Genomic DNA, 18,020 nt, shown 5'->3' with positions numbered 1-18,020 from the left:
TTGTTTTATTTTTATTTATGGTTTAACTTTTAAAATGAGAATATTAATTGGATTGGGAAGATCTCCCAGCATCTTAATTTCTATGGTTTGATTGGTTGCGTAATCGTCAATATTTATTTTTTTACCCGTCACACTATCCCGGGCCTGAATGATCACATTTTCAGTTTCTAGAGTGTTGGGGAAAACTGTGCTGCCTGTCACTTGTACCACTGCACTTGTAGGAGTCTGTGAGATGAGCAAAACCTTATCATAGATTTGCTTATTAAATTCCTGCTGATTTTTCGGACTGTTTAACCAATCGTAATCGAATAACAGTTTCACTTTATCTTCCCTGGATTCTCCTATCGGCATCGCCTTTAGAGCTTCAATGTCCTGTCGGTTTTTTTTGATGAAATCGACTATTTCCTGAAGTTCATCCAGAGACAGATCACTCGATAACAGTATCTTTTTAATATCATCAATCTCTAAGGTAAATGATTGAAAAATTTCTTCAAACCCGTCAATACTCGCTCTAGGAATCAAGTCATCTTTGTGATGAAAAGATGAAAAAGTATCTTCAAACTGTGTTTGCGTCGGAAAGTCTCCAGCTTCAAACCAACTGAAGATTGTATGTAATGGTGTACTCATTTAATGATTTAAAATTAGTTTTTGATAAAATTGATAATTGGAGAAAGGCATGTATTTTTCACAGGTTGTGAGATTTTATATTTTCTCCCTCTTTTATCGTCCTATCTATTAGTAAATTATTTGCATGGTCATCATCAAGAAAACCATGCATTTTATTGTATTGCTGCTAAAGCCAGTTAATCTAAAACAGACTTCCTCTGAAGGCAATACGAATTACAGTTTTTAAAATCTTATTTCGAAAAAAATAAGTCTGCTTCAGCTTTTCTACGCCTGATTAAACCGTTTAAAGTTTTTCCTCCGGCGGTAATATATCTCGAGGTAAACCAATCTTTGATAGTTTCTGAATTTGCTTTTTTATTGATCAATGAAAACAGAGTATCAGATCCTCCTGTGTTGTAAGTATGCGAGACAAGAGCATCAAATTGATTTTGTGTAAGAGCGACTTTAATTTTATTGCTGACTATTTTTTCATACGTCGGTAAAACAGATGAAAATAATTCTACCCCTTTTTCTTTACTAATTGAAGGATCCTTCAGGGTTACTTTTTTTCCGCCCGGATAATAAGTATTTCCGTAGCCAATTGTCGGTATTCCTGCTGAATCCAAATAAGGTTTTGAACTGAATCCTTCAAATGATAAAATCAGGTTTATTCCTTTTTGTGATGTTTTCATTTCTTAAAATATTTATAGACGAAAAAGATGAATATTAAAAAGGTCACAACAATTGTAATTACGATCCATGTTCCGGCTTGAAAGCCTGTAGAATTGATGTTTTTAGTCTCTTCAAAAACTTCTGAATCGATTTCTCTGTTAGCTTCTTTTAAAACAGCATTCTGAGCCGAATCCTGAAAAATATATGTAAATTCTTCTTTTCTGACCTCCGATTTTTTATCGTCTGTCTTCAGATAATGGTTATTGATTGCGTATTCTGCATTTCCTGTGATAGAAATACTTTGAACGGTATCACTTCCAACGACATTATGGAAAACAAAAGGGTTTGATAGATCAGATTTTCCTGTAATCAATACCTCTCCGGATATTTCATTTTTCTTTTCTTTAACTAATGCATCGACAGCTGTGTTTTGAATAGATTTTGTGCTTTGTAAACTTGCAGAATCTACTTTTACTTTCTCTGTCTCACTTTTGTTTTCTTTATAAGTGGTTGTAATTTTATGTTTACTTCGGCAACACAATATGAGGCCACTGAATATAATCAGCAGCAGAATTTTTGCTTTCATAAGCTTTATTTTTTGAAATTATTTGGGTAAAGAAGCCGGGAGTAGAAGGAAGTTATTGTATTCGTAAACAATGTTTCCCGACTTTTATCTTTATGTAAATATTTTATCTTCCTTCACATATTCTTTTTTGATACTTTCTAAGAACACTTCTAAACTTACTCTGTAATCAGGTTCCTGTGATGCAATTGTTTTTAAACTGACATCTTGTATAACATTCATGATATTAGAGCCGGTGAGCTCGTACCGTTTGGCAATTTGTTCTAAATTTATATCCTTAAGCTGTAATTGCACAGGCAAATTTTGTTGCCAGATACGCAAACGCTCTTCATACTTTGGATTATTAAATTTGATGCAGCTATGAAAACGTCGCGTAAAGGCTTTGTCCATATTATTTTTAAAGTTAGATGCCAAAATAATAAGTCCCGAAAACGTTTCTATTCGCTGTAACAGATAAGAAACTTCCTGATTCGCATATTTATCATGAGCATCCCGTACATTGGTTCGTTTTCCGAAAATTGCATCTGCCTCATCAAAAAATAAAATCCAGTTTTTGTTTTCTGCTTTATCAAATAATTTGGCTAAATGTTTTTCAGTTTCGCCGATGTATTTTGAGACCAGCATCGAAACATCAACTCTGAAGACAGGGCGTTTCGTATATTTTCCTAAAAGACTCGCTGCAAGAGTTTTCCCCGTTCCCGGTTCGCCATAAAACAATACGCGAAAGCCTGGTTTAAGTTTTTTCTGCATATCCCAATCTTCCATAAGAATCCGGCTGCTGTTGTACCAGTCTTCAATGCTTTTAATTTCGTTTAATGTGATTTTAGGAAGTATCAAATCATCCCACGATCGACGGGTCTGTAATAGTTCTGCAGGAAAATCATTGCTCATTTTTGGTAATACTTCTACTCCTAAAATAATCGTATTAAAAGCTTCCTGATGCACACTTATCTGGCTATTCGTTGAACTATGCTCAGATGAACCCGATAAAACAATAAGCTCTTCTTTAATCAGAACCGAATTGGGATCGAAATAATCTAATGCCTTCAGCCGTTCTGTAATGCTTTCTCCACCCAAAATATATTGAACAGTCTGAATTGTCGGATAAAAAAGTCTGCCATTATCATTGGTTACACAGTAATCAAACAACATACTACTTGGAAACTCCAGAAAAATACGCTTCAGCAGTGACGGATCCAGTCTTGGTAACAATGCCATCAACAGAATTATAACTTCCTGATGTGTAAGTTTTTTCCCGGAAATATAGTTTCCTAACTGAAAGCCTTCATGATCATTAGTTTTCAATTCGGGTGCTGCCGTATTAAAATCTTCTGAAGCATTGTTGATACGCCATTTTATAACCTCTTCCAGATGAGTAAATAATTTTTGTATTTGTTCTTGTTCCATTGGTTTTTTTAGTCTTTTTTTATTTTTAAAATTCAAAATTTACTCTAATTCATCTTTTTCAATAAATTCTTGTTTTGGCTTTTTAGTGTAGCAAATCAATTCTTTTTTGTCTAAAAATTTTTGAAAAACATTTATTAATGGGTTACCTAGAAGTTAACGTTACTCATATTAGAAAGTCTTACCTAAACTGCCTGAGCAGTTATTTTTTGTTGAAAGTCTTTTCCTTCCTGAAATTCCTACTTGTCAAAGAATCAATCTTCCGCTCTCACGGAATCATGATCTACGCTTGAAAGAAAATAATAGCTCAGCCATAAGCTATTATTCTGTTTTTTGGATGAGATTCTAATGCTTGCACATCAGAAAATCCCAATATTTCAAGGGCAAAAGGTTTCCTGTCATAGAACATCTTACCGATTGAGGTATTTTTTAAAATAATTTCGCACTATAAAGTGGTTTACTTTAATAAACCTCAACCGAAAAGTTGTTCACCTATGAATAAAAATAACTTTTGTAACATCTCATTTTTTTATTGTTTTTTATTATTTAAATTGATCTTAGATTAAAAGTATTTTCGGTGCTTTTATAAAGTAAATAATTGGTTGATATTCCATCTTAAATATTGTTTTCTATTTAATTTATTTGGTTAAAATTTGTACATGGCTGTAACGACTACACTGCCAAAAGCATTAGCATTATTATTATTGTAATATAAAGCTGAAAAATATAAAGGATTAGTTGTAGCAACGCTTAAAAGAGCTGAATGTCTTACACTACCTGCCTGATATACGTCTGAGGATTCTATATAAATAGCAAGAGAAGTTCCCTGTTTAATAAATTCTACACTTACACTGCCTCCATTGTTTAACGTACTTACATATACATTACCCACGTAAAGCCTTACTGCAAAACCATCAGCACCTCTAAATGAAATATCTTGTAGTAAGTCTGGTATGTTATTAGCTTCTAGAATATCGGTCAATCCAAATTTAGCGATTTGTGTCACGCTTGAATTTGCCCCAACATTGGCAGAAGCAACAAACTTTATATAAAAGTTATCTGTACTTAAAAATTCTTTGTTATTTATTTTAGTATTAAAAATTGGTATCCCATCGGATGCTAAAGTTTTAACAGCATTATCAACTTTATAATAGCTATTTTGGACATTAACATATTGATCTGATGATATAATATCGTTGTATCTTTTAATATTCCATTTAATATCGCCTAAAGGAAGATAGTTGATATTATCAGTAACCTTTATGGGTTGAGTAACATATAAAATAGCAAAACCATTATCTATTTTTATTTTATATTCTCCTTCTCCTAAAGTGAAGAAATTATAATAAAAAGTAAGATTGAGCCCCGAGCTATAATATTGAACCTGCGAATTTGGTATATCCAATAAAACATTATTATTTAAGTCACAAATGCTAACTTTAGAATTTAGTGGGTTTATATTAAGATTTGCTCCTTCCAAAGTTATATAATAGTTATTGTCCTGTCTAGGAATTAAAAAAGGAGTGACTTTGATAACACTCATAGTACTTATAGAAATATTCCCATTCATTATTGTTTTCCATGCTGTTTTCTGTGCATCGGTAAGACTATTAGCTAAGAGCACAAAATCATCATAATCAGAAAACATGAACTTACGCTTCAATCCTGTTATATCGGTTCCATAAAATTTCTTGTTATTGTATGTCAGCTGCTGCGGTAAAGTTTCCGAATTATCTTCCAACACCAAAGCCTTCATTCTAGCCCGATCTTTCAGATGCAGTTGCTCGCTAGGCGTATTTGTACCGATTCCGAATTTTAAACCTCCATTGTCTCGAAAAATTGATGAATTTTTAAAGTTTGCTCCGTCCCAGAATAAAAGATGATTTTCTTCAGGATTGATCGTTTTATAACTCGGATTTCCAGACATATTAATGAAATAATTTCCATCTGTTGTCGGTTTTTCAAGCTTTCTGTTAAGTACATCTTGCAAGCCTTCAACCATTGAAATGTTAATATTTGTAAGTCCGGTTGGCAAATAGTTCGCTATGATTTTTTTATCACCTCCTTTAAATATAAATAATGAAAAGTTTCCGTCAACCGGAATTGCAATAAAATCATTTTGTTGGAAGTCGTAATTATTGGAACTACTGACGAACTCATCTAAAGTACTTTCCTTAGCCTCGATCAGATCAGTTAATCCTAAAGCTTCAATTTTATCAGCTCTGATTTTTCCGTCTTTAACGTAATCGGAAAGCATCATTGCCATTGCCATAATCTGTTCTTTATTAAAAACATCTACAGGCTGACCTTCATCTACTAAAGCCATATTATCAGGAATATCGCCGACATTAGCCTTGTTATTTAATGATGCTTCCAGTCCGTCAACTTCTGCGATCGGAATTTTTGTATTCTTGTTTCTAAAAGAAGAAAATGTTTGTTTAAAATGTTCCTCTGTGGGTATATCACCGGTTTGAAACCAGCTTAATATTGTTTCTATATCTGTCATGTTATTAAATGTTTGTTTGTATGATTTCGAGAGAACTGACTTTATAAAAGCTCATACTTACTCGATTAATATTGTGTTTTTAATTTATAATGTAATTGATTAAATCATTCTCGTCTCGTCCTAAAATAATTTTAATAGTAACGGGTTGCGATCTGAATTTTGTTCCATTAACATTAATTTCTAATAACATTTGAATAAGTGAAAATGGTTTTCTGTGATGCGCTGAATATTTAAATGAACCAGGTCTGTGAAATGTTCCCGACGGAGCAAACTCGTTGTAAGCTGAATCAGGTTTGAAATAGTTGATCGGATTAAGATCTATAGCCATTTCATTAGACGTTACGGGATATTCCGACTGTCGACCCCAAGATTCTGCATCCGACAAAAGCTCCTGATAATACCCTGCATTTTTTACATAACCACTTTTAAGTGTTTTTTGTTGTTTGTAGCGTTTAATGATGATTTTGGGTTGATATTTATCGATATCTAAGTCTTTTAATAATTTTACGTTCAAACATTTATAAGCTACATTTCTACTTAAAACATGTTTATAATCATCTATCTTTTGGGGTTCATTTTCTTCCGGATCTTCAATATTTATATGCCCTCTGCCTGATTTCTCGATATCTTCAGCGATATAGAAATGATAGTATTTTTTCTTATAATCTCGAGATGGTTTTACATCCAATCCGAAACTAAATTCATTTAAATGGACATAATTATCGATGAACTCTCCAAACTGATTCTGTGTAGGATATTTACCTGTTTCAAAATAGGTTTTCAGTTCTTTTCTTTGGATTAAAATATTCTTTTCTTTCATTGTGTTTTTGATATTTTATTGTTTATGTTCCTGATACAATTGTCCTTTGGAGCCAATTAGTATTCATAGATTTAAAGTTCAAAATTCATCCTTTTTTTGTTCGTATGAAAGTTTTTTGCCCTTGCTATCCTGTAGTTGCAGTAAGTCTTATTTTTCTGGATCATAGACATATATTTCTATAGTTCCGAATTCTCCTGTCATATCAACGGGAATATAATCTTCCCTTGGCGTGAAAATATTTAGATTTACCATATGATCATCAGACCTTGCCGCCATACAATCTACCGGAGTTGATTTATTAAATGGTTTATTGATTTTGCTATTGATCCAAACTCTGCCTTCGGGGAACGCTTTTTCCATAAATCCCGTGTAAAAACCAACGTCATTACGGCTCCAAGTAATATCTCCAATTGTATTTTCTAATACAGTAAATCTGGGTTCGAAAGATTTTTCATCCACATGTAATAGGGCTCTGTAAATTTTATAGTTCCTTTTAGGCTCTGTAGAATCTACAATCCCTAAAACCTTTTGCCAATCATAAATATTTTTAGAATCAAGATTTGAAGCATCTCTTCTTGTTAAGTAGCTGATATGCGAATCTGCTGACCAAAAATGGTTTTCTAATGCTTCTTTATCTGCCTTATTTTGAAGATTGGCATTCACACCGCCCAGTTGTTCCTGAACTGTTGCTTTGTCGGCTTTAACTGCAAGATTAGAATTCACATCAACTAATCCATCTTCAAGAAATTTTATTTTATTCAGTTCTGGTTCAATCGTAGCTTTATCCGCTTTTAATCCTAAATTAATATTAACACCATTCAACTGCTCAAGAACAACTGCTTTATCTGCTTTAATAGCAAGATTAGAGTTCACATCAACTAGTCCATCTTCAAGAAATTTTATTCGGTTCACTTCCTGCTGAAGCGTAAGTTTATCCGCTTTAGATTCAAGATCGGTTGTGAAAGTGCCGAATTGCTCAAGAACAGTGGCCTTGTCTGCCTTAATTGCAAGATTGGAATTCAAATCAGTTAATCCATCTTCGACAACTTTTATTCGGTTTACTTCCTGCTGAAGCGTAAGTTTATCCGCTTTAGACTGAAGATCTGTGGTAAAAGTGCCGAATTGCTCAAGAACTGTTGCTTTATCCGCTTTAATGGCAAGATTAGAATTCACATCAATCAATCCATCTTCAACAACTTTTATTCGGTTCACTTCCTGCTGAAGGGCAAGTTTATCTGCTTTAGATTGAAGATCGGCGGTGAAAGTGCCGAATTGCTCAAGAACTGTGGCTTTGTCCGCTTTAATTGCAAGATTAGTATTCACATCAATCAATCCATCTTCAACAACTTTTATTCGGTTCACTTCCTGCTGAAGGGTAAGTTTATCTGCTTTAGATTGAAGATCGGCGGTGAAAGTGCCGAATTGCTCAAGAACTGTGGCTTTGTCCGCTTTAATTGCAAGATTAGTATTCACATCAACCAATCCATCTTCGACAACTTTTATTCGGCTTACTTCCTGCTGAAGCGTAAGTTTATCCGCTTTAGACTGAAGATCGGTAGTGAAAGTGCCGAATTGCTCAAGAACTGTTGCTTTATCCGCTTTAATAGCAAGATTGGTATTCACATCAACTAATCCATCTTCAACAACTTTTATTCGATTCACTTCCTGCTGAAGGGTAAGTTTATCCGCTTTAGATTGGAGATCGGTGGTGAAAGTGCCGAATTGCTCAAGAACTGTTGCTTTATCTGCTTTAATTGCAAGATTAGCATTCACATCAACTAGTCCATCTTCAACAACTTTTATTCGATTCACTTCCTGTTGAAGGGTAAGTTTGTCTGCTTTAATTTCAAGATTAGAATTCACATCAACTAATCCATCTTCGACAACTTTTATTCGGTTCACTTCCTGCTGAAGCGTAAGTTTATCGGCTTTAGATTCAAGATCGGCGGTGAAGGTGCCGAATTGCTCAAGAACTGTTGCTTTATCCGCTTTAATGGCAAGATTGGTACTCACATCAACTAACCCATCTTCGACAACTTTTATTCTGTTTACCTCCTGCTGAAGGGTAAGTTTGTCGGCTTTAGATTCAAGATCGGTGGTGAAAGTGCCGAATTGCTCAAGAACTGTGGCTTTGTCTGCTTTAATTGCAAGATTGGTATTCACATCAGCTAATCCATCTTCAAGAAATTTTATTCGGTTCACTTCCTGCTGAAGGATGAGTTTATCGGCTTTAGATTGAAGATCGGTGGTGAAGATGCCGAATTGCTCAAGAACTGTTGCTTTATCCGCTTTAATGGCAAGATTAGTATTCACATCAATCAATCCATCTTCAAGAAATTTTATTCGGTTCACTTCCTGCTGAAGGATGAGTTTATCGGCTTTAGATTCAAGATCGGTTGTGAAAGTGCCGAATTGCTCAAGAACTGTTGCTTTATCCGCTTTAATGGCAAGATTAGTATTCACATCAATTAATTCCTCTTCAATAACTTTTATTCGGTTCACTTCCTGCTGAAGTGTGAGTTTATCGGCTTTAGATTGGAGATCGGTGGTGAAAGTGCCGAATTGCTCAAGAACTGTTGCTTTATCCGCTTTAATGGCAAGATTGGTATTCACATCAACTAATCCATCTTCAACAACTTTTATCCGGTTTACTTCCTGCTGAAGCGTAAGTTTATCCGCTTTAGATTCAAGATCGGTAGTGAAAGTGCCGAATTGCTCAAGAACTGTTGCTTTATCCGCTTTAATGGCAAGATTGGTACTCACATCAACTAATCCATCTTCGACAACTTTTATTCGGTTCACTTCCTGCTGAAGGGTAAGGTTATCAGCTTTAGATTGAAGATCGGTGGTGAAGGTACCAAATTGCTCAAGAACTGTAGCTTTATCCGCTTTAATGGCAAGATTAGAATTCACATCAATTAATCCATCTTCAAGAAATTTTATTTTATTCAGTTCTGGTTCAATCGTAGCTTTATCGGCTTTTAATCCTAAATTAATATTAACACCATTCAACTGCTCAAGAACTGTGGCTTTGTCTGCTTTAATGGCAAGATTGCTATTCAAATCAACTAATCCATCTTCAACAACTTTTATTCGGTTCACCTCCTGCTGAAGCGTAAGTTTATCCGCTTTAGATTGAAGATCGGTGGTGAAGGTGCCGAATTGCTCAAGAACTGTTGCTTTATCCGCTTTAATGGCAAGATTGGTATTTACATCAATCAATCCATCTTCAACAACTTTTATTCGGCTCACTTCCTGTTGAAGGGTAAGTTTGTCGGCTTTAGATTCAAGATCGGTGGTGAAGGTGCCGAATTGCTCAAGAACTGTGGCTTTGTCCGCTTTAATGGCAAGATTGGTATTCACATCAACTAATCCATCTTCAACAACTTTTATTCTGTTCACTTCCTGCTGAAGCGTAAGTTTATCGGCTTTTAATCCTAAATTAATATTAACACCGTTGAATTGCTCAAGAACAGTAGCTTTATCCGCTTTAATTGCAAGACTGGAACTCAGATTGGTTAATCCGTCCTGAACAATTTTTATTTTATTAAGTTCGCTTTGAAGACCTTCTACCATTCCGATTGTAATATTCGAAAGCCCGGTTGAGAGATAATTACTTTTATCATTTTTTGCGCCGCCTTTAAATAGATAAAGAGAATAATTCTCATCATTCACCGGAATAGCAATGAAGTCGTTATCCTCAAAATTATAAGTGTCTGAATGGTTTGCAAAATCAGAAATTGTAGTCTCAACGGCTTCAATTAAGGTCGTTAAACCTAAAGCCTCTATCTTTTCAGCCAGTATATTTCCGTTGCTGTCTGTGTAATCTCGAAGAGATATGAATGTATCATGACTCTGGTTCTTCGTATAGACATTTCCAAATTCAGAAATATTGCCAAGCTCATCAAAATCATCAACAGTGGCAGTATTAGAAGGAAAATTCCCTACTTCAAGCATTGTTTTCCAGGACTGTACATTGTCACTATTCAGATTAGATGCGTCTCTTTTGGCTAAAAATAAAGTGTGCGCATTGGCATCTGCCAAATGGAGCTCATACCTGTTTTTGTCAACTTTATTTTGCAGCAAGCTATCTAATCCTGCAATTTTATTTGTAGGAACAGGCTCATCTTTATGCCAAAATGATGACCAAGATTCTTTAAACTGTTCCTGAGTCGGGAAATCACCGGTTTCAAAGTAGGTGTATATTGTATCTAAAGGTATTGACATATCGTTTATTAATTTTTGGTTAGTATTATAAAGTTGTGTTTCAGCAATAGCATACCCTCACAGGCTTATCGGTCGAGAATTAGCCATAATATAATATCGTCGAAATAATAGGGGTTTGCTGTTCCGGTATGGGTTGCTACAATTTCTATTTTAATCAAATAAAAGGGAATGCAATCTGAACAGCTTGTTGAATAATGACTGATTGTTTGTTATCTATACTTTTTGTTCCTGAGCTCTTTTTACCGTTTGTTTATTTTTCACCTGCAGAATAATAACATTCGATTCTTACATTTCTTACTTCCACTACCTGACCTCCATTCCAAGAGGTTTGATTTTGTCCTGCATGTAAATAGCCTGTCGTTAAGAGTTTACCATTATCCTCATCATAGATATCACACTGTATTGACTGATCGGCTTTCCTAAGATCTGCATTGTAATAAAAAGCTAAATAATCTCCAATATCATAATGATCGGTAACGGTGTCTTCATCTCTGTATCTATCACTCCATCCAGCGGCTTCAATTCTATATTGAATAGAGACTTCTGTCTTGTTAACGAACTTAACGCTTGTGTTTACAACGTTTATTTTCCTTCCATAATCTCCTTTTGAAATTTGTATGGGTAAACCAATATTATCCAGCTCTCCAAATTCAAATCCTTCAGGAATTGTATTAAGATTATTCCCGAACAATCTATAGATGAAATAATTCTGATTTAATTGATATTCCAAGCCATAATATTCTGTTTCTTTTAGATTTCCTTCTGAGATTTTTTTTGTTTTAAATGTATAAGGAGCACTGCCTAATAAGAATTGCTTTACCCTGAGACTATTGGTTTCTTGTATTGTGATCACCTGATCTTCTTCATCCTGTGAACTTATAACTATAGGAAATTTTAAATTTTCAATGTTATTTGTAAAATAGTAAATGAATGCATTATCAATAGACGCCAATCTATTGGCAAGAATTATCGCTTCTCTATTGATCATTACATCTTCTTTAAGTGTGAAAGAATCTATCAAATCCGAAAATTGGCTTTGTGTAGGATATTTACCTGTTTCAAAATATGTTTTTAACTGATCTCGTGTTGTTAATTCTTCTATTTCCATAATATTTTAATATTCTTTACCTCTTATTTTCTTAGAAAATACTGTTCTGTTCTTATTGTTATTTGTTTTTTAAGCTTAAAACTTATCTTTTTCGTTTACGTATAAAAATTGCGTTTCCGTTGTGTGGTTTCAGAAGATATATTCTTTTTTAAACAGATGAGTTTTTACTTAATTTTAAGGTTCAAAATTCACATTTTTTTTATTCTTAAAAAAGTTTTGAGGCCCCTGAGATCTGTAGTTTCAACAATCTTTATTGTATTCAGAATCAGATAAATAATTGTTAGATTTTAAAACCCCAAAATTCATCCTTTTTTCATTCTTAGGAAAGTTTTCGAACCGCTCTGATTGGTAGTTGCAGTAACTTAGCATGAAATATTGAAACAAACCATGCTGATTTTAAATTGGAATCTAATATTAGAATTACACGCACAAAAAAAGCCTGAATTATAAAATCCAGGCTTTACTTTTTAATTTAGTATCCCCAATGGGACAGTTTATCTTTTAATCTAATTTAAAAAAGAAAAAAGCTACCGCTGCCCACTCTTTTTTAATTCCACTGGCATAGCCAATAGTACCATGACTACTGCCTTCTACCGTTCCATTGTCTTTGATGTAACCAATGGTTGAGTGGCTGCTGTTTTCTACCGTACCGTCTTTTTTTACATACCCGACAGTAGAGCCACTTTTGTTTTCTATCGTTCCATCGCTTTTGATGCGACCAATCGTGCTGTGACTTTTATTTTCGATTGTACCGTCGCTTTTGATGTATCCTACTGTAGAATGACTCTTGTTTTCTATAGTTCCGTCACTTTTGATATACCCTGCAGTATTACGACTTCCGGATTCTATCGTTTGTGCGCTTACAATAGAGAGACTGAACAAAAGGGAACAGATGAATAGTGTTTTTTTCATGGTTTAAAGTTTTAATAAGTTTTTTTTATTGATTAAAATATTAATTAACTGAGTTCGGGTTAAGCAATAATGGTAAAATATTAATTTTGAGTCTATTATACATTTAACGCAAAGGTTGATTTTATTCTTTTATAATAAAGTTAGCAAAGAAGAACCAACAAATTGATTTTGTAAAGCTTTTGCTCAAGCTTTGCGAAGCGCATTTATTTGCCTTTGCTTTCTAAAATAAATAGTTTAATTATAAAATCTTTGCGTTTAATGATTTAAAAACATTATCAGAATCTCTTATCCCGAACTGAGGTTAATTAGGATTTTCGAAAGACAATGATTCAAAATGCACAACGTTTTATTTAGATATTATTACCTGTTTAAAGATAAAGAGTTTTTTGAATACACAAAACTGAAAATTCTAAAATGCAGATATTTCTCTTCAATAATTTTCGGACTGTTGGTCTGTACAATTAACAAGCATCATAAATAATTCATGCGACAGTTAAGAAAAAACAACGTACTCATCCGGGAAACCATCTGATCACTTCGAAAAATGATTGTACACCTTCGAAAAGTCATCTAACTAGTTCCGGAAATCATCTGACTGGGTCGGAAAACCTTCCTGCTGCTTAAAATAAACCTCTAACCGATCCGCAAAGCCATCTGAGTATTGTGGGAATTCAGCTGTCTGTTCCGCAAGATCATCTGACTGGTTCGGAAAGCCTTCTTGCTACTTAAAGCAAACATCTAACCGATCCGCAAAGCTTTCTGAGTATTGTGGGAATTCAGCTGTCTGTTCCGCAAAATCATCTGACTGGTTCGGAAAGCCTTCTTGCTGCTTCGGAAAACCATCTGACCAATTCGAGAAGCTGACTGTCTGATGCAAAATGTCAACTGACTGTTTTATATTAGAAAAATGTATTTAAAATACGGTTTTTCCTGATCTTTTGTAAAAATTGGTGCGGCAGGGTGGGAATTTAAAACGTCATATAATTTAACAATAAAAGCATCCCGATAACGAGATGCTTATTATTGAAATAAAAATAATTTTTACTTATTTATAGAGCCATCAATCATAAAACTTGGCATATAATCCGACTCAACTTCAAGTTTCCAGCCTTTATCATGAGCCATAGCTGCTAAAGCTGTACAGCCCCACGATAAAAACCCTTCGTTTTCTCTGCATAATGGAGTTCCACCACGATTTAAAGCTTTCTTTTGACTCCAGACCTCTTTATGTGCCTGAATTGCTTTAATTAAATTCTGATTGAATTCTGCTTCATTATCATCAACTAAAGATTTGAAAGCGATAACATATGGATGAATATAATATAACGTTTGATTTGTATCAACACTAATTTTAGCCTGAATACTATATTGGTTTTTATTATAAATATCAATCAAACTCTCGTAATAATCCCAATTAAAATTACCTGTTAAACTGTGTTCAATTTCTAATTTAGTCAGTATATTTATGTACTCATGGTTAAATGTTAAGTTTCTATCTAAATTTAATAGATCAAGTGGCAGGTTTGCAATTATCTTTTCTTTCTCCTTATCTCTTGCAATGCGAGCCAATTGAATTGGTTTTCTAACTCCTTGAAGTTCACCTAAACTTTCCACTTTAATGGAAAAAAAACCATCTTCATCTACCTGGGCTTCTCTTATTTCATTAGGAAAATGAGCTAAACGACAAAATTCACTAATGCAATTAAGACTATAAGTAAACAAGTACTTTTGTAGGGATAATTCAGGTTTCTCTAAAAAAGCCATTTGCAATAGTTCTGAAGAATCTCTATATACATAAAACAGAAACCTAAACATTTCTTTTGATTTATTAATAGATTTATGTAATTTTCCGTTTAACCAATCATAATTTTCTTTGATTACATCAGGCAAATCAACCTTATGCAAATTAATGTTTTCCATGTTTTATTTTGTTATATCAAATTCTTTAATTGTAATTGTCCTATATCATCAGCTTTTGTAAACCTTTGTTGTACTACCATGTATTTAACTTTTCCTCTCACAGCTACTGCACGAATCCTTTCGTGTGGTTTAACATTATAAGCCAGGCATTTTAAACAAAAATATAATTTAAATTTTTAAAAACATCCAGCTAACATACAAAAGCAAAATTGTCAAATATAATTCTTGAATAGTGGAACTTATGGTTGCAACTCATCAATTATATTTTTATAAAATAAACTTTTAAGAAAGTGATTAGAAAATAAAAGCCACACGAAAGGATTCGTGCGGCAGTATGGAAAACTTCTAAGAAATTTCGCTTTAAATAATATTTAGATTTTTATTTATCCTTTAAATACTCTTCAAGTGAAAAGTTATCTCGATTACCTGGTTCAGAATAACGTTCTGTTTCAATAAATTTACCTAGTTTTTTAATATCTAAATCTGAAGGATTATGAATACCAGCTTTCCAACCTGTTACAACCATATTTAGACGGCTAGTATTTATTATCATTTTTCCTATGATTTTCAATTCATTTTCAATTTCACAAATAATAAAACCTTCAAAAAATACACTTTTATTAATCTCTCTTCTCGGATTAGTATTTGAAACATACGCGACCCATATATCACCATAAATTTTGTTTTTATAGGCGCTTAATTTATATAGATAACGAGGTTTGTTAATTAATGGATTTTCTGTTATTTCTTTTTCAGTTCTCTTAAAAATGCCAAAATCAGTCCTTTCAGAAATTCCTAAATTTTTTTCAACTCCTTCTATTGCCATGTTACGGAACTCTCGCACCGATTTATTAAAAGCATTTAAATCATTCAAATTTAAATTAGTCCAGCATTCAGCTTCTTTGGCTAAAAATTCTTCAATAAATTCTTTAATTTTTTTCATAAGTCTTTTATTTAGTTCCAAATAGTAAATCTGATTCAGTTATATTAAAGGTTGACGTTTTAGTAATCTGTTTTGATCATCAAAAAGAGTTACAATATATTTTAACCCCGCTACCGAACGAATCCTTTCGTGTGGTTTAACATTATAAGTCAGACATTTTAAACAAAAATATGATTTAAGTTTTTAAAAACATTCAGCTAACATACAAAAGCAAAATTGTGAAATATAATTCTTGAATAGTGGAACTTATAGTTACAATCATCAATTATTTTTTTATAAAATAAACTTTTAAGAAAGTGATTAGAAAATAAAAAAGCCACACGAAAGGATTCGTGCGGCAGGGAGGAAAATAAAAAAGACACTATCCCACGAAGTGTGTAAGTTGAAAAGTCAGGGCTTAGATTTTATAATCTGAGCCTTTTTTCAAAAATAAGCATAAATTGATTTAAAACCAATCCCCAATTTTGGATTGGCATCGTCCACTTTTTAGTAGATTCTTTTAAAGCAAGGTAAACCGATTTTAAAACGGCATCATCGGTAGGAAAAGACATTTTGTTTTTGGTGTATTTTCTAATCTTCCCATTGAGATTTTCAATTAAATTGGTCGTTTAAATGATTTTCCTAATCTCGATTGGAAATTCAAAAAAGACGGTTAATTCGTCCCAATTATTTCTCCAGGATTGAATAGCGTATAAATATTTGCTTTCCCATTTGGTGGCAAAGTCGTCCAAAGCTGCTTTTGCCGCTTCTTTTGTGGGAGCGGTATAAATGTGTTTCATATCTGCAGAGAATTCTTTTCTGTCCTTCCAGACAACATATTTACAGGCATTTCTAATTTGGTGAACGACACAGATTTGGGTTTGAGACTCTGGAAAAACAGAGCGGATGGTCTGGGTAAATCCGTTCAGATTATCGGTTGCCGTGATGAGAATATCCTCAACACCACGGGCTTTTAAATCGGTTAGAACACTCATCCAAAAACTTGAACTTTCATTCTTTCCAAGCCACATCCCGAGCACATCTTTTTTACCTTCCCGATTTAAGCCCACTGCAAGATAAACCGTTTTATTGATGACTTTTGAGTTTTCTCTCACTTTAAAAACGATTCCGTCCATCCAAACAATCAGATACAGATCGTCTAATGGTCGGTTCTGCCAAGCCACAACTTCACTGGCAACCGCACTGGTTATTCGCGAGATGGTCGAGGTAGAAACATCAAAATCATACATTTCACGGATTTGTTCCTCAATGTCTGACACGCTCATTCCCTTGGCATATAATGAGATAATGATGTTTTCTAAACCATCAATAATATTGTGTCTTTTGGGAACTAAAACCGGTTCAAAACTGCCTTCTCTGTCTCTGGGTACTTTAATTTCAGATTCACCAAAAGAGGATTTTATCTTCTTGGTTCCGTGACCGTTTCGATAATTTCCGTTAGCAGTTTTTTCATGTTTTGATTATCCAGATGGCTGTCTAGTTCAGCATCAAGCATGTGTTCTACTGCTTTTTTATGCAGTTCTTTAAAGAATGAGGTCAAATCTTCCCCGTTCTTAAAGGACTTATAAAAATCCTTATTGTTTAATAATTCTTCTTTGTCGATCATAACTATGTAGGTTAAAAATAGTAAAAAGTTATTTCCGAAAAATTTTTTGAGCTTTGAGGACTCACAATTTTTCAGAATAACTTTTCAACTTACACAGTTAATGAGATACTACCATAAAAAACGAAATTTCTTAAAATAGAAACTTCGTTTTTTATCGTAATTACAGAATTAAATATCTTTTAAATAATGTTCCATACTATCTTTGTCATCTATAGGCTCTAAATATCGCTCTATGTGTATTGGCTTTTTTAAGGTTTTAAAAGAAATATCTCTTAAACCCTCGCTAGCTTCAAATTTATATTTTACTAACAATTCATCTCCAAAAGTATAACTTTTTATAATTTTCAATTCACTATCTATACATGCTACAAATAAACACTCACCATAAAGAAAAATCTCGATATCAGGATTACTCTCAGAAATGTATGCTACATAAACTTCGCCATATTTATCATCTTTATAATGGCTGATTTTATATATGTGTCTTATATTTGATGAATCTTCATCTTTCCATCTTTCATAAAATTCTTCACTTTTTAACTCGTTGTGGGGTATCATTCCAAATTTATTGTGTAATTCTTCTACACAAAAGCTGTTCATGAAATTTAGTTTTTGGTTGTAGTCCTCTAAAGTTGGTTTAATAGAAGCATTAGATGCTTCAACTTCTGCTTTTAAAAATGCAGTTATAAAATTTCTTACTTCTTCCATATTTA

General features: G+C 33.4%; 12 protein-coding genes and 1 pseudogene. All 13 read right to left on the bottom strand.

Features of this window, described 5'->3' with window-relative positions:
• Positions 1 to 15: 15 nt before the first annotated feature.
• Positions 16 to 627, bottom strand: a complete 612-nt coding sequence (locus OH814_RS04530) for a hypothetical protein (protein WP_308827279.1) — start codon at positions 625 to 627, stop codon at positions 16 to 18.
• Positions 628 to 857: 230 nt separating this feature from the next.
• The gene (locus OH814_RS04525; protein ID WP_308827278.1) at positions 858 to 1,298 is read right to left on the bottom strand and encodes a lysozyme; all 441 of its coding nucleotides are present in this window, start codon (positions 1,296 to 1,298) and stop codon (positions 858 to 860) included.
• Positions 1,295 to 1,864 carry a hypothetical protein gene (locus tag OH814_RS04520; protein WP_308827277.1) on the bottom strand — a complete coding sequence of 190 codons (570 nt, stop codon included), beginning with the start codon at positions 1,862 to 1,864 and terminating at the stop codon, positions 1,295 to 1,297. Before OH814_RS04520 ends, OH814_RS04525 begins: the two co-directional genes overlap by 4 nt.
• Positions 1,865 to 1,954: 90 nt before the next feature.
• Positions 1,955 to 3,268, bottom strand: a complete 1,314-nt coding sequence (locus OH814_RS04515) for an ATP-binding protein (protein ID WP_308827276.1) — start codon at positions 3,266 to 3,268, stop codon at positions 1,955 to 1,957.
• Positions 3,269 to 3,911: 643 nt separating this feature from the next.
• Positions 3,912 to 5,771: a hypothetical protein gene (locus OH814_RS04510; protein WP_308827275.1), complete on the bottom strand. Its 1,860-nt coding sequence runs from the start codon at positions 5,769 to 5,771 to the stop codon at positions 3,912 to 3,914.
• A 79-nt stretch (positions 5,772 to 5,850) separates the two neighbouring features.
• Positions 5,851 to 6,591, bottom strand: coding sequence for a hypothetical protein (locus OH814_RS04505; protein ID WP_308827274.1), 741 nt, complete (start codon positions 6,589 to 6,591; stop codon positions 5,851 to 5,853).
• Between the two features lie 147 nt (positions 6,592 to 6,738).
• Complete coding sequence (locus tag OH814_RS04500; protein ID WP_308827273.1) at positions 6,739 to 10,818, bottom strand: hypothetical protein; 4,080 nt, start codon at positions 10,816 to 10,818, stop codon at positions 6,739 to 6,741.
• 250 nt (positions 10,819 to 11,068) lie between these two features.
• The gene (locus OH814_RS04495; RefSeq protein WP_308827272.1) at positions 11,069 to 11,926 is read right to left on the bottom strand and encodes a hypothetical protein; all 858 of its coding nucleotides are present in this window, start codon (positions 11,924 to 11,926) and stop codon (positions 11,069 to 11,071) included.
• 501 nt (positions 11,927 to 12,427) lie between these two features.
• Complete coding sequence (locus tag OH814_RS04490) at positions 12,428 to 12,838, bottom strand: 5-fold beta-flower protein (RefSeq protein WP_123887341.1); 411 nt, start codon at positions 12,836 to 12,838, stop codon at positions 12,428 to 12,430.
• Positions 12,839 to 13,879: 1,041 nt separating this feature from the next.
• A complete protein-coding gene (locus tag OH814_RS04485; RefSeq protein ID WP_308827271.1) occupies positions 13,880 to 14,758 on the bottom strand; it encodes an immunity 49 family protein in 879 nt (292 codons plus the stop codon).
• A gap of 379 nt (positions 14,759 to 15,137) precedes the next feature.
• A complete protein-coding gene (locus OH814_RS04480; RefSeq protein WP_308827270.1) occupies positions 15,138 to 15,701 on the bottom strand; it encodes a hypothetical protein in 564 nt (187 codons plus the stop codon).
• A gap of 404 nt (positions 15,702 to 16,105) precedes the next feature.
• A pseudogene (locus OH814_RS04475) lies at positions 16,106 to 17,307 on the bottom strand (IS256 family transposase).
• A gap of 168 nt (positions 17,308 to 17,475) precedes the next feature.
• Entirely contained in the window at positions 17,476 to 18,015 is a 540-nt protein-coding gene (locus OH814_RS04470; RefSeq protein ID WP_308827269.1) for a hypothetical protein, read from the bottom strand.
• Between the last annotated feature and the right edge of the window lie 5 nt (positions 18,016 to 18,020).

Source organism: Chryseobacterium sp. CFS15, from assembly GCF_031118795.1.
GTDB lineage: Bacteria > Bacteroidota > Bacteroidia > Flavobacteriales > Weeksellaceae > Chryseobacterium > Chryseobacterium indoltheticum.
The sequence above is the reverse complement of the archived record's forward strand: the minus strand, read 5'-3'. Positions and strand labels throughout refer to the sequence as shown.

What these genes read in the sequence shown, in the direction of transcription:
- OH814_RS04530 (WP_308827279.1), bottom strand. Translation starts at nt 627, where the DNA reads ATGAGTACACCATTACATACAATCTTCAGTTGGTTTGAAGCTGGAGAC.
- OH814_RS04525 (WP_308827278.1), bottom strand. Translation starts at nt 1,298, where the DNA reads ATGAAAACATCACAAAAAGGAATAAACCTGATTTTATCATTTGAAGGA.
- OH814_RS04520 (WP_308827277.1), bottom strand. Translation starts at nt 1,864, where the DNA reads ATGAAAGCAAAAATTCTGCTGCTGATTATATTCAGTGGCCTCATATTG.
- OH814_RS04515 (WP_308827276.1), bottom strand. Translation starts at nt 3,268, where the DNA reads ATGGAACAAGAACAAATACAAAAATTATTTACTCATCTGGAAGAGGTT.
- OH814_RS04510 (WP_308827275.1), bottom strand. Translation starts at nt 5,771, where the DNA reads ATGACAGATATAGAAACAATATTAAGCTGGTTTCAAACCGGTGATATA.
- OH814_RS04505 (WP_308827274.1), bottom strand. Translation starts at nt 6,591, where the DNA reads ATGAAAGAAAAGAATATTTTAATCCAAAGAAAAGAACTGAAAACCTAT.
- OH814_RS04500 (WP_308827273.1), bottom strand. Translation starts at nt 10,818, where the DNA reads ATGTCAATACCTTTAGATACAATATACACCTACTTTGAAACCGGTGAT.
- OH814_RS04495 (WP_308827272.1), bottom strand. Translation starts at nt 11,926, where the DNA reads ATGGAAATAGAAGAATTAACAACACGAGATCAGTTAAAAACATATTTT.
- OH814_RS04490 (WP_123887341.1), bottom strand. Translation starts at nt 12,838, where the DNA reads ATGAAAAAAACACTATTCATCTGTTCCCTTTTGTTCAGTCTCTCTATT.
- OH814_RS04485 (WP_308827271.1), bottom strand. Translation starts at nt 14,758, where the DNA reads ATGGAAAACATTAATTTGCATAAGGTTGATTTGCCTGATGTAATCAAA.
- OH814_RS04480 (WP_308827270.1), bottom strand. Translation starts at nt 15,701, where the DNA reads ATGAAAAAAATTAAAGAATTTATTGAAGAATTTTTAGCCAAAGAAGCT.
- OH814_RS04470 (WP_308827269.1), bottom strand. Translation starts at nt 18,015, where the DNA reads ATGGAAGAAGTAAGAAATTTTATAACTGCATTTTTAAAAGCAGAAGTT.